At 71.9% G+C, this 13225-nt stretch carries 7 protein-coding genes; 3 read left to right on the top strand and 4 right to left on the bottom strand.

Features of this window, described 5'->3' with window-relative positions:
• Nucleotides 1–447, bottom strand: a complete 447-nt coding sequence (locus tag WMF24_RS28540; protein ID WP_437730565.1) for a CoA-binding protein — start codon at nucleotides 445–447, stop codon at nucleotides 1–3.
• A gap of 377 nt (nucleotides 448–824) precedes the next feature.
• Between WMF24_RS28540 and WMF24_RS28535 the strand changes: the two genes are divergently transcribed.
• From WMF24_RS28535 to WMF24_RS28525, 3 genes are all read left to right on the top strand, one after another.
• Nucleotides 825–1232, top strand: a complete 408-nt coding sequence (locus WMF24_RS28535; RefSeq protein ID WP_437730564.1) for a hypothetical protein — start codon at nucleotides 825–827, stop codon at nucleotides 1230–1232.
• Nucleotides 1233–1303: 71 nt separating this feature from the next.
• Nucleotides 1304–2530, top strand: coding sequence for a mechanosensitive ion channel family protein (locus tag WMF24_RS28530; protein WP_437730563.1), 1227 nt, complete (start codon nucleotides 1304–1306; stop codon nucleotides 2528–2530).
• Between the two features lie 136 nt (nucleotides 2531–2666).
• Nucleotides 2667–3629 carry an L-lactate dehydrogenase gene (locus tag WMF24_RS28525; RefSeq protein WP_437730562.1) on the top strand — a complete coding sequence of 321 codons (963 nt, stop codon included), beginning with the start codon at nucleotides 2667–2669 and terminating at the stop codon, nucleotides 3627–3629.
• A 54-nt stretch (nucleotides 3630–3683) separates the two neighbouring features.
• Here WMF24_RS28525 and WMF24_RS28520 read toward each other — a convergent pair whose 3' ends face one another.
• The 3 genes from WMF24_RS28520 to WMF24_RS28510 form a co-directional block, all read right to left on the bottom strand.
• On the bottom strand, nucleotides 3684–5204 hold the full coding sequence (locus WMF24_RS28520; protein WP_437730561.1) for a cellulose binding domain-containing protein: 1521 nt from the start codon (nucleotides 5202–5204) through the stop codon (nucleotides 3684–3686).
• A gap of 895 nt (nucleotides 5205–6099) precedes the next feature.
• On the bottom strand, nucleotides 6100–7308 hold the full coding sequence (locus WMF24_RS28515; RefSeq protein ID WP_437730560.1) for an FIST signal transduction protein: 1209 nt from the start codon (nucleotides 7306–7308) through the stop codon (nucleotides 6100–6102).
• Nucleotides 7309–7508: 200 nt separating this feature from the next.
• Nucleotides 7509–12905 carry a DNA repair ATPase gene (locus tag WMF24_RS28510; RefSeq protein WP_437730559.1) on the bottom strand — a complete coding sequence of 1799 codons (5397 nt, stop codon included), beginning with the start codon at nucleotides 12903–12905 and terminating at the stop codon, nucleotides 7509–7511.
• Between the last annotated feature and the right edge of the window lie 320 nt (nucleotides 12906–13225).

The raw sequence follows: 13225 nt of genomic DNA, 5'->3' as shown, positions 1-13225 counted from the left end.
TCAGCCTCGCCCGGCGTGGCGGCGGTGGTCGACCATCAGGCAGCGGTCCTGCACGACGAGGATGCCGGCCTCGACCAGCTTCTCGGCCACCGGGTCGTTCCGGATGCCGCTCTGCAGCCAGACGGCGCGCGGCCGGGCGGCGAGCAGGTCGTCGAGGTGCGCGGTGACGTCCTGGCTGCGCCGGAAGACGTCGACGATGTCGATGGGGCCCGGGACGTCCGCCACGCGGCGATAGACCTGCTGGCCGAGGATTGTCGTCACGTCGGGGTAGTAGACTGGCACCGGGATCACCTCCACGCCCGCGCTCTTCAGGTAGCTGGGGACGTAGAAGGCGGGCTGATCGGACTGCGCCTCGGTCTTGATGCCGAGCACGGCGACGCGCCGCGCTGAGCGGACAAGCTCCGCCACCCGTGCCTCGTCGTGGCTGATGTCGCGAATGTCGTTCATGCGGCGAGTGTACGTCCGCCGGGCCGACGCGGCACCCCGGGCGCCCGCGAGGTGCTGGCGCTGGAGCCGCCGCGGTCCGTCGTGGCCGCTCCGCGATCGTGGCGAGGTCATCGACGGCGGTGGTGGTGGCGAGGCGCGCCGCGATGGGCTCGACGTTGCTGTCGCGGCCCGCCAGGCGCTGACCCCCCGCCCGGCCTGCTGGCCGATCGGCACCCGGGCACAAGACCCCCGTCCCGTGCGACGACCGCACGGGCCCGGAGGAAAGGAGCCCCGGCACGGAGGAGGAGAACCCCGGGGAGGAGGAGCGAATCCCCCGGCCGGGAGGGGAACGCTTCGCGGGGGGTGACGCCGGCGAGGTGGGGGATGAGTGCGGCGGGGTGGGGGATGAGTCCGGCGGGGTGGGGGATGAGTCCGGCGGGGTGGGGGGTGAGTGGGCGGAGGCGAGGAACGACGTGGAGGGCGCGGGGGACGGGGGCGGCGAGCCGGGGGCGGCGTGGGGCGAGGCGGGGAATCGAGCGGGGGAGGTGGCGCAGAGGGCGGCAAAGCAGCCACGGAGAACGGATGGGCAACCGGGCATCGTCGTCCTCGGATTGCCCGCGCCGCCCTCCGCGCCCACCTCCGAGCAGGCGCTGGCGCTGCGGATGGCCGCGCGGGAGCGCGGGATCACCACCCTGGTCAAGGGCCCGATCGCGTCGGCCTCGCGCTCGTGTCCGGGCTGCGGGCACCCGGTGCCCGACTTCCGCAAGAGCTGTTACGTCTGCTCCTTCGAGCTCGGGCGCACATGAGACCGTAACGGGGGAGGGCGTGGGCCGATCGGCGCGCGCTCCCCGGTCGCGCCTTGTGGCAGACTCGTTGCGTGATCTTCGACCGGCTGTCCGCGTTCTGGGCCGACCTCATCCGTTCCCCCGCATCGCTGCCCTTCGCCCTGGGGATGTCGCTCGCCGTCCTCGCGCTCGGGTTCCTCGTCTACCGCCTGATCTTCGCGCTGCTCGCGCGCCTCGCCGACGCCACGCAGACGTCGCTCGACGACCTCCTCATCCGCCGCATGCGGCTCCCGGCGCGCCTGCTCGTCGCGCTGCTCTCGCTCCACACGTTCATCACCCTGCGCGGCGGCGAGCTGCCCACCCTCCACAAAGGCGTGCTCCTCATGGAGCTCGCGCTCGCGTCGTACCTGGCCATCGAGGTCGCCGAGACCGTCGTCATCGACTACTGGCTCGCCGAGCGCCAGAAGGTGCAGCTCCCGGCGCTGGTCCGGCACCTCCTGCTCACGATCCTCTACGTGGTCGCCGGCCTCTCGATCGTCGGCGCCGTCACCGGGGTCGACCTCGTGCCGCTGCTCGCGACGTCGACCGTCATCACGGTCGTCCTCGGCCTCGCGCTCCAGGACACCCTGGGCAACCTCTTCGCCGGGCTCGCCCTGCACTCGGAGCGGTCGTTCGGCGTCGGCGACTGGATCCTCGTCGACGGCGTCGAGGGGCAGGTCGTCTATGTCGGGTGGCGCTCGACGCGCCTCAGGACGTTCTCCGGCGACGTGGTGATCCTTCCGAACTCGATGATCGCCAAGGCGCGCGTGCAGAACTTCTGCGCGCCGGACCGCCGCTGCGCGCGCAACATCGAGATGCTCGTCGCGCTCGGCGCCGCCCCCGAGGCCGTCGAGCGCGCCGCCCAGCGCGCCTGCGCGCAGGTGCCGGACGTCCTCGAAGATCCCGCGCCGAGGCTCTGGCTCGCGGCGGTCACGCCGCTCTTCCAGCGCCATGTCATCAAGTTCTGGATCACCGACTTCGAGCGCCACGATGTGATCGAGTCCGAGGTCATGAAGGCGTTCTTCAGGGCCTGCCGCGAGGAGGGCATCGCGCTCAGCCCCACCGCAGCGCAGCCCGGCCTCGCCGTCGAGCTGCGCCCCGGCGCCGCCCCTCCGGGCGCCGTCCCCATGGGCGCCGCCCCTCCGACCGCGGCCCCCGCGGTGCTGCCGGCGCTCGTCGCGGGCCCTGCCGACCCATCGCTGAGCGCCGCCCCGGCGCCGGTGCTCGTCGCGGTGCCAGCCGCCGCGCCCCCGCCGGCTCCCGGTGCCCCCCCGCGCTGAGCTCCTTGATCCATCGGCGGCCTCATCCCCGTCGCGCGACGCGCGCCGCGACCCGCTGAGCCCGCGTGTTCAGGAGCGGCCTGACATGGCCTGATTTGGCTTGGTCCGGTCGCGTCGCTGCGGTACCTCGATCGGTATGCCTGAGCACCAGTCCGTCTCTCCCAACAAGGTCGCGATCGTCGGCGCTGGCAGCGTCGGTGCGACGATCGCGTACGCCTGTCTGCTCCGCGGCGTGGCGAAGCAGGTGGCGCTCTTCGACGTGAATCGGGCGAAGGTCGACGCCGAGGTGCTCGACCTGAACCACGGCCTTCAGTTCGTCCCGGTGGCGACGCTCGAAGGCAGCGATGACGTCGAGGTCTGCCGCGGGGCGCACGTGGTGGTGATCACCGCCGGCGCCAAGCAGAAGCCGGGGCAGAGCCGGATGGACCTCGCCACGGCGAACGTCGCGATATGCCGCCAGCTCTTGCCGAAGCTCCAGGCGGTCGCGCCGGACGCGCTTTACCTGCTGGTGACCAACCCGGTCGACGTGATCACGTATGTAACGCTCAAGCTGACGGGCCTGCCGCCTGCCCGTGTCATCGGCAGCGGCACGGTGCTCGACAGCAGCCGGTTCCGCTTCCTGATCGCCCGGCACCTCAACGTGGCCGTGCAGAACGTGCACGCGTACATCGCCGGCGAGCACGGCGACAGCGAGGTGCCGCTGTGGAGCAGCGCGAGCGTCGCGAACATCCCGCTGGACGCGTGGTCCGTGCCCGGCCATGGCAAGATCAGCGCGAGCGACCGGACGGAGATCTTCCACGGCGTGAAGAACGCCGCTGCCCAGGTGATCTCCGGCAAGGGCGCGACGAACTACGCGATCGGCCTTGCGACCGCCAAGATCCTGGAGGCCCTGCTCCGCGACGAGAACCGCGTGCTGCCCATCAGCAGCTTGCTGAGCGGCTATCGCGGCATCGACGATGTCTGTCTGAGCGTGCCGTGCGTCGTGAACCGCTCAGGCCTCGAGACGCAGCTCCCGATCCCGATGAGCCCCGAGGAGGAGGCCGGCCTCCGGGCCAGCGCGGACACGATCCGCAAGGCGATCAGGTCGCTCGGCTTCTGAAGCGGCCCGACGTGGGCCGACGGCGCGAGAGGCCGCCGTCCGCCTGTCCGGGTCTCACGGGATCGTGCAGTACGTCGGGAAGCTCGACGGCATGCCCGACGCGTACGGTCTGGGCGAGACCTTGTACGGGTGGTCCTTGAGGAATTGCCAGCTCGAGGTGGCGATACCCGACGGGATGCGGTGTCCACCGCCGCTGTCGCAGTCGATGGCGAAGCCGCCTTTTGCCTGGATGTCGTTCGCGAACGCGGCGCTTGCCCGCGCGAAGTCGATCACGACGACATCGGACCCCTCCGCGCCGTGGACTGTCATGACGGCGGGCGCGTTGGTGGCGTCCTGGAGGGGAGGGGTGCCGAAGCCCGTCGTGCCGCCCGAGTACGTGACGACGCTCGCGACGTAGCCGGAGCGCGCGTACGCCATGTACGCCGCCTGGAGGCCGCCCGCGCTGAACCCGAGCGTGTGAATGCGGCGCGTATCGACGTTGCGCTGCTGGATGGCGCACGCGAGCGCCTCATCGGCCGTGTTGAGGTCGCCCACGTACCACACGTTGTTGCCCGTGGTCCGCGTGCCGTCCTCGCCGCCGTGGCCGTCGTACGCGTTGGGCGCGAACACGACGCCTCCGCTGCGCGTGATCTCGTCGATGGCGGCCTGTCCGAGGCCGGTCACCGCCTCTCGCGGGCTCGAGCCCGTGGCGTGCCAGTAGATGACCACCGGAGCCGGCGTATCGGACCGCGCGCCGGCCCACACCCGCACCTCGCGGCCGCGGAATGTCATCGTCCCGGTGGCGATCGTCGGACAGGCCTCCCTGGCCGCAGGCAGGGCGCTCGGCGCGCTGTCACCGCCGGAGCCGCCGCTGCCGCCAGCGCCGCCGCTGCCGCCAGCGCCGCCGCTGCCGCCAGCGCCGCCGCTGCCGCCGGAGCCGCCGCTGCCGCCGGAGCCGCCACTGCCGCCGGAGCCGCCATTGCCGCCGGAGCCGCCGCTGCCGCCGCTGCCGCCGCTGCCGCCGCCGCTGCCTGTTGTGCTGGCCGACGTTCCGTCTCCGGTCACGGACGAGATGGTCGGACGCGTGGAGCCCGTTGCGCAGAAGTTGAACGTGACCGAGGCGCCTGGCTCGATGCGCGCGTTGCTCGCGGTCGGCGTTGCCGTCAGGAGGCTACCGTTGCTCGAGAACACGGCGCCCCAGGAGCTGGTCACCGTCGCGTTCTTCACGTCGGTGACGACGCGCCATGATGTGGCCGCGCTCGCGCCGTCGTTCGACACCGTGACGGCGGCGCAGTAGCGGCCTCCCCAGAGCGGCTGGTATCTCAGCGCGGCCGAGAGGCCGCTTTCGGCCGCCATCGGCGATTCGTCGTGGAGCTCGGCCAGCTCGGCGTCGGCGGCCTCTCCAGCGACGCACGCGCCCAGCGTCGCGAGCAGCCCGGCCAGCGCGAACGGCGCCAGCCGGCGCGTGCCAGCGACGCTGCGCCCGATGGGCCTCGACGGGCCCATGCGTCGCTCGTCGCCTGCTGGACGCTGGTCATCGCTCCCGGGCTGCGAATGTCGCTGCGACGAGAGCTTCTGCCAGGGGGCAAAGTTCATCTGTGTCTCCTCTGTCATGGTGATGCCGAGAGCACGCGGCTGCGCCAGGCGCGGAGCGGCCCGCGCGCGACGAGCGGCGCGAGCAAGCCAGGCGCAGCCGCGTGCTCCCACGAGAGAAGCTGGCTCAACGGCCGCGATGAACACAGCATAACAGATGTTGAATCATCTGTGAAACGGATGTGCCTTTGCCAGATCCGAATCGTCCGCGGTTTTGGTCGAAGTTTCCGCGGCTCGTGCAAATGGATCGCACGGTGTGAGATGCGGACTCCGGTGACATCATGTCTTCGGTGCTCTGCTCGTCGTGTAACTTTCTTCGGGCGCGAGCAGCGGTGTATTCTCGCCTGCATGCGGCGTGTGGTGCTCGCGCGCGGGGCTTGCGCTGACGTGCGCGGCTGTGGAGGGGTTCTTGTCGTCGATTGGCCGCCTGCGCGTCTTCTCCTGCGAACCTTCGTGTGTGTGCTGCCGACCATGGGGTGGTATGTCTCACCGTGGGGCCCGTGAAGGGGAGCCCACGCGCCTCGCCGGCTTCGAGGCGACCTCCAGCGGGGCGGGGCCCTGGCGTGCGATCAGCGGGGCGGGCCCTGGCCTGCGGTCGCCTTCGCGGCGCCGCGCTGGTCGAGGGCGTGTGATCCTCCCGCCACCCCCCGGTCCTCGGCGTTCGCGTCCGGTCTACGCCTCTTTGCGACGACGCGAGCTGCCCTCGGCGACGAGCGCGCGTGGCAGCTCACGTTCGGCATCGAGCTCGAGCCCTCGTTCCTGCTCCCCCCACGCTCGCTCTCGAAGTGGCTCGGCGTGCATCGGTAGCTGTCACCGTCAGGCGCCCATTGGCCCCCTGACGACATCGATTCTTCTCTTCACAGGGCCTCGGTCTCCCCTCGGCCCGATCGGCCCGGCGCTACCCGCTGGCCGGCCCCGTCCCCTGGTCCGACTCCCCCCACGCCACCATGACCGCGCTCGTGTTGTGGAACCCCTCGACGCTCCCCCCGAATTTCGCGATCTCCCCGTAGCACGCCATCCCGAAGAGCGGATGCGACGCCACGTTCGGCGACAGGAACGCCCGCACCTCGTCGCGGTACCGCTCCCCCAGCAGCCGGAACCGCGACGCGGCGTCGAACACGAGCGACCCGGACACCGAAGGCAGCGGCCCGAGCACCTTCGTCGCCAGCCCCTTCGCCGCCTGCAGCAGCGCGTCGCCCGACGCGTTCACCACCCGCACGACCTGCCCCCGCGCGAGCCCCCCCGTGAGCACCACCGCCCCGTCCGCGCGGATCGCGATCGGCGACCGGATCTTCAGCGCCTCCCCGAACGGCGTCCTCGCCCCCAGCGCGTGCCTCGCCATCGTCTGGAGCAGCCCCTCGCCGCCCGTCCTGAGCCCGAGCCGCGACAGCTCCTCCTCGTACACCCGCACCGCCGGCTGCCCGTCCAGCGTCCTCAGCACGTTCCGCTCGATGTCCGTGATCGTGAACTCCCGCCCGCCCTCCGCGGCCCGGAACCCGTGCACGACGTCGATGTTCACCCGGTGCCGGTGCGTCAGCCGCACGAGGATCGCCGCGTCCGTCAGCGCCTTGCGCCCGAGGAACACCCGCGCCCCCTCGAACGTCCACCCGTCGCCCGCCGTCCCCCCGAACACGCGCGTGTGCGGCGGCACCCCCTGGCGGAGCGCCGCGACGAGCTCGTCGCCGTCGCACGCGAACGCGTCCGCCAGCACGAGGATCGAGCTCGGCGCGCTGCTGCGCGGGCCGTTGCTCGAGACCGCCTCGTCCATGTCGCTCAGCGCCGCCCGGACGCTCTTGCCGTGATCCGCCCGCAGCTCGCGCGCCGCCGCGCACGCCACCTCGACGTTCGCGCCGCCGAGGAACGCGCACGAGATCCCGCTCTTGCTGAAGCCGCGCTCCGTGAACGACACCCCGCCCGTCGTGGCCCCCACCACCGGAACGCCCGTCGCGTCCTCGACCGCGGCGAGGTACTCCTCGTGCTTCGCCCCGCTCGGCATCGCAACGATCGCGAGCCGCGCGGGCTCTTTCCACTCGGCGATCGCTCGCTCCACCTTCCGGCCGAGCAGCCACGCGTTCCCATCAAAGGGTCCGAGGGTCATCATCTTCATGCGCCGAAGCTCCTGAGTGCCCAGCGTCCGAGCGCGGGCTTCGAGTCCAGGCCATCGCCGACGATACGCGTCGCGGCACGGTGATATCACGCACGAGGGACCGGCCTCCACTGCTGATGCTGCCCGCTGCCCGGCTCGCTCGCTCGCTGTGTGGGGAACCCGCGGCGGACAGGTGGTCAGCCTCGGGGGCTGTGATTCGATCACGCACCTCCGCGCCCGCGCGCCTGGTCCGCTTCACCAGGCCGCTCCGGCGGCGGCTGGCTCCCCGGGCGCGCCGGCCCGCGGACCCGCTCGTCGAGCGACCGCAGCGCCTGCCCGAGCTCCGCGATCTGCGCCTCGATCGCCCGGATGCCGAACGCGCTCTGCGTCGTCGCCTTCGCCAGCGGCGCCACGATCCGCTCCACGAGCGACAGGTGGTGCCCGACGAACTCCGACACCGATCGATCGGTCTCCACCTTCACGTCGACCCGCGGCTGCGCCACCCCCTTGAGCGCCGTCGAGAGCCGCTCGATCTCCGGCGCGAGCCACTGCTTCATCTCCCGCGCCCGCGCGTCCCCCGCCTGCGCCACCGCGGCCGCCTTCCCGATCGCCCCGCGGATGCCCTCGAGCTGCTCGCCGAGCATCGACAGCGTGCCCGTCACGCGCACGACCGGATCGTCCTCCTTGCCGCCCATGCGCTTGATGCGCACGTACCCCTTCTTGATCTCCTCCCACCGCGCCTTCTGCTCCGGCGTCGTCCGGCCGCGCAGCTCGGCGAGCTTCAGGAGGTTCTGCTCGGCGCCCGTGGTCAGCGTCTGCGACTCGCTCACGTAGTGGTCGTCGATGAGCCCATCGACCTCCGCGGGCGTGTGCGCCGCGACGACCTTCTCGGCGAGCTTGTTCATGTTCCGGTAGCTGCCCTGCAGCTTGAACGGCGGCTCGGTCCGGAAGGCGTCGTCCTGCGACGCGCTCCGGATGTACTCCAGGTTCACCGAGAGCAGCACCCGCTGCACCTGGAACAGCCGCTCGAACACCGCGACGATCTCCGCGACCTCCGCCGCCGAGTACGCGTGCTCGAGCTCCGTCGTCGGCACGGCCTCGCCCCGCGCCATCCGCATGAGCCGGTGCGTGTCGGCCGGCGAGCGCCCCGAGAGCGGCGCGAGCGTCGGGTTCGACGTGAGCGCGTTCTCCAGGTAGCTCAGCGCGAACAGCTCCTCCTTGCCGTCGAGGATGTCGCCGAGGTTGTACGTGTCGGCCCGGTTCGACAGCATGTCGGGGATCTGGAAGCGCGCGCCCGACTCGGTGTACGGGTTGCCCGCCATCACCACGCAGAACTTCTTGCCGCGCAGGTCGTACGTCCTCGTCCGGCCCCGCCACACGCCCTCGATCCGCCGCTGCCCGTCGCAGAGCGAGATGAACTTCTGCAAGAGCTCCGGGTGCGTGTGCTGGATGTCGTCGAGGTAGAGCATCACGTTGTTGCCCATCTCGAACGCCAGGTTGATCTTCTCGACCTCCTGCCGGGCCGTCGCGTTCGGGGCCTCGGCGGGGTCGAGCGACGTCACCTGGTGGCCGAGCGACGGCCCGTTCACCTTCATGAACACGAGCCCGAGCTTGCTCGCGACGTACTCCATCAGCGTCGTCTTGCCGTAGCCCGGCGGCGAGATGAGCAGCAGCATGCCCATCAGGTCGGTGCGCTTCGTGTCGCCCGCCGCGCCGAGCTGCTTCGCCAGGTTCGCGCCGACGAGCGGCAGGTACACCTCGTCGATCAGCCGGTTGCGCACGAACGACGTGAGCACCCGCGGCGCGAACTCCTCCAGGCGCAGCCGCCTCCGCTCCCGCTCCGCGATCTCGCTCCGCACCTTGCGGTACGCGCGGTAGCGCGGCGCTCTGTCGTGCAGGAAGTCCTCGATCCTGCTCAGGAATTCGTCGAGCCGGAGCGCGAGCGCGCGCTCCCTGATCCGCGGGTGCTGGCCGAGCAGCCCCTCCACGCGGGCCTCGGTCACGGCCCCGCTGGGCTCCCGTTCGATCTGCCGCTCCGTCACGACGACGACCGCCGCCTCGAGGGCGAGGTGGCTCAGGGGGGCCCGCGGGGGTTTGGGGGCAGAGCCCGGCTTGCCGGGCGAGCCCCCATCGTTGACAGCGTCTCTCTCGACGAACCCCCGCAGCCACGCGAGCGCGAGCTGGAGCCGCTCGGCCGGGTGCTTCTCGAGCTGCCGGAGGTCGTCCTCGAAGGCCGCGCGGCCCCCAGCGAGGTCGAGGTGCGAGAGCAGCGCGTCGCGCAGCGCCAGCGCCGCGTCGCTCGTCACGAACCGCACGCGATCCGCCGCGAGCTCCTCGACGAGGTACCGCGTCGCGACGCGCACCTCCGCCGCGGTCGGCTCGAGCCGGTGCGCCGCCGCCGTCGCGCGCACGCCCTCCGCGAGCTCCGCCGCGAGCGCCGCGCGCGCGTCGCTCTCGCCGAGCTCGGCCGCGAGCCGGCCGAGGCTCCGCGCCCGCCGGTGCGCGAGGTCCCGGGCCCGCGCGTCGAGCCCCGCCCAGTGGAGGCACGCGAGCGCCCGCGGCGCGCTGCCGTAGCGCAGGAGCCCCGCCGTCGCCCGCAGCGAAAGGAGCTTCTCCAGGATGTGCGCGGCGTCCGCGTCGTGGACGCCGCGCTCGTAGCCCTCGTCGTGCCGCCCCTCCGCGTACGCGCGCACCGCGGCGAGCAGCCCGCCCGGGCCGAGCGCCGCCTCGCGCAGCCTGTCGATCGACATTCCGCTGAGGCCGCCCCGCCCCGCCTCCGCGTCCGCGAGCATCGAGCCCGCGAGGAACTCGCCCCGGTAGACGTCCGGGGTCTCGCTCACGAGCTCCTGGCCCCAGAGGTCGCGCGCGCCCTCGAGCGCCGGGTCCTCGATCGGCTCGAAGAAATCGGTCCCGGTGAGGTGCAGCGCGAGCCCCTCGCCGCGCGGGACGAGCGTGAGCTCCAGCGCCTGCGTGCTCACGTTGAACCGGTGGCGGCCGAGCTTGATGACGTCGCCGCCGCCCTCGAACAGGTCCTCGCGGTCGCGCAGCGCCCGCAGCGCGTCCTGCCGCGCCGACTTGAGCCGCGCCTCGACCTCGTCGCCCTTCACGCTGTCGCCGAGCGCGTGGAGCTCGGCCGCGAGGTCGCGCACCTTCGCGACCATGGCGTCGGACGCGAAGTACGTGTTGAGGTCGTCGGCGCTCGCGAACGAGCGCGCCCGCCGCGCCACCCCCTGGACGATGCGGTCCGCCGCCGCCACGAGGTTCGACACGCGCCGCTGCCGCTCGTCGAGCAGCGCCTGCCGCCGCGCGGCGATCGCGTCGTTGACCTCCTCGCGCTTCGCCGCGAGCTCGCCGAGGAACTCGTCGAACTCGCCGAACTTGCCCTCGAGCTCCTCGAGCTGGACGAGCAGCTTCGACAGCTCCCTGTCGCAGCGCTCGGGCGAGTCGCAGACCGCCAGCGCGCTCGACACGCTCTGGCCGAACACCTTGAACTGCGCGCCGAACTCCGCGCGCCCCTCGGCGCCCCGGAGGTCCTTGCCGCGGGCCGCGAGCGTCGCGCGCGCCCGGTTGAGCTGCGCGTAGACCTCGCTGATGCCCTCCAGGATGCGCGTCCGCGCCGTCGGGTCGTCGACCTTGAGGCTCGCCACGATGTCGGCGAGCACCGTGAGCCCCTCGTTCACCGCGTCGAGGTCCGCGGCGAACGGCGCGAGCTCGGGCGACTTGCCGACCGCCTCGATCTTCGCGATGAGCCCCGCGAGCCGGTCGGCCAGCGGCTTGAACGCCTGCTCGCCGAGCAGGAACGTCACGCACGCCTGGCTCACCTCGTCGCCCCGCGCGACGACCTCGGCCTCGAGCGCGTCGACGCGGCCGAGGTCCATGTACTTGAGCTCGCGGAGCGTGATGAGGTGCCCGCGCTGCCGCCGGAGCGCGGTGAGCGCCGTCAGGAAGGCGTCGACGCTCGCCGCGTCCTCGGGCCGCACGCCGCCGAGGAGCTGCTCCTGCGCGGCCTCGGCCTCGGCGAGCGCGCTCGCGGCGCGCGCCTTGATGGCCTCGACCTTCTCGAACTCGTCGACGATGCTCTCGGCGACGGTCCGGAGCTCGGTCACCGTCGACAGGAGGTCGCCCGCCTCGGCGTGGCCGAGCCAGTAGAAGGCGTCGACCATCCGCTCCGAGGTCCGGATGAGATCCTCGAACGTCTGGCGGGTCGGCGACCCCTCCATCGCCGCGCGCCGCAGGCTGAGCGCGTCGGAGATGCCGCGCACGAGGTCGGCGTTGCCCACCTTCGCGAGGTACGAGCCGTCGGTCGGCGCCGACGCCGCGTGCTCCGCCGTCATGAACGGCGTCTGCCAGATCTGCATCGGGTGGACGCGCGTCGCCTCGTCGCTCGACGCGCGGAAGATCACCATCTTGCCGTCGTCGAAGAGGCTGTACCCGTGGCACTGGATCGGGGTCGCGATCTCCTTGCGGATCAGGTTGTACGGGAAGAGCACGTAGCGCCCGTCCACGACCTGGTGGAAGACGTAGAGCACGTCCTCCCCGTTGGGCGAGCGGACGACGCGCTCGAACACGAGGCTGTCGGTGCTCCCCTCGAAGCGCTTCGTCTCGCCGGTGACGAGGTAGTAGCCGTTCGGGAAGACGATGCCCTGGTCCTCGGGGAGGCTCAGGCAGGCTTGGCCGATCGCGTCGATGCGCACGACCTTGCGGGTGCGGCCGTTGTAGACGAGGTAGCGGTACGACGGCTCGCGGAACGGCTTGATCTTGAGCAGGATGAGCGGCCCGAGCCGGGCGTACTGGATGTCGGCGTCGTCGAGCGCCTGGCCCGCGTCGTCGACGGGCTCGCGGTAGATGCCGAGCCCCGAGGACGTGTTGTTCTCGATCTTGACGGTGAGGTCGCCGCCGACCGTCTCGACGAAGATCTCGCCGAGGATCGAGACGTGCGGGTGCTTGCCGTGCACGTGGTCGTCGCGCGTCGACTGCGTCCAGGCGAAGTCGTGGGCGCGCGGCCGGACGTTGTCCTCCTCGCCGCGCGCGTCGAGGTACCGGATGCGCCCTGTCGCGTCGATGCTCCAGCGGAACACCTTCACGTCGCGCTCGGTCGCGCCGACCTGGAAGATGGCGAGCAGCCGCGTGTCGCTGCGCCGGAGCTGGAGCAGCCTCGGCTCCTTCACGTAGCGGTGCAGATCCTTGAATTCCTTGAGGAATCCAGGGTCGGTAAGAAACGCGTCGCCCTCGTCGAGCGGGACGGCGTGCAGGTCGAACGCGCCGGCTTCCTTCGCGAAGCGGTGGAGGGTGAAGACGTCGTCGACGTTCACCTCCTTCAGCCCCATGAACACGAGGTAGCCGACGAGCAGCTTGCCCCGGATGCTCACGATGTCGCGGGGGACGCAGTTGTTCTCGGTCCTGACGCGCGCGTTCTCGAGGAGCGCGAGGTCGGCGCCGCCGAACACCTGCTTGCGGCGCGCGTTGAGCGCCTCGGCGCGGCGGCCGAGCTCCTCGGCGCGCTCGACGAGCCGCCGCCGGATGACCTCGTAATTGCCCCCGTCCAGCGTATCCGCCGCCTTCGGCGGGGCGGCCCCCGCCGTCCGGGCCGCGCCGTCCAGGGCCCCTGTCGACACCATGCGTTCTCCGTGTGCTCGCCTGGAGGCCCGCCCCGCGCCGCGCGGGAGCGGCCCCGGCTTCCCCGCGGCCAGAGTACAGCCGTTCCGCCGCGCCCGGGGGACGAGTTGGCGAGCCCGCGCGGCGCGTCGGAAACCCGCCGCGTCGAGAATCCACTTGCAATATTGCAGTGTTTGCGTTGCGATCACGCCGGGACGAGGGCGCCCTGCACGCGCGAAAGCGCGGTGCGACACACGCCCACGCCGTCTCCGGAGGCGCACGTCGATCGGCCGAGGCGCTCCGCGGCATTCCTTAAACAAAGTGACGCTCTTCTGAAGCGGGT

The sequence above is a fragment of the Sorangium sp. So ce1335 genome, assembly GCF_051521615.1.
Lineage (GTDB): Bacteria > Myxococcota_A > Polyangia > Polyangiales > Polyangiaceae > Sorangium.
This window is presented reverse-complemented; position numbering and strand designations above follow the sequence as displayed.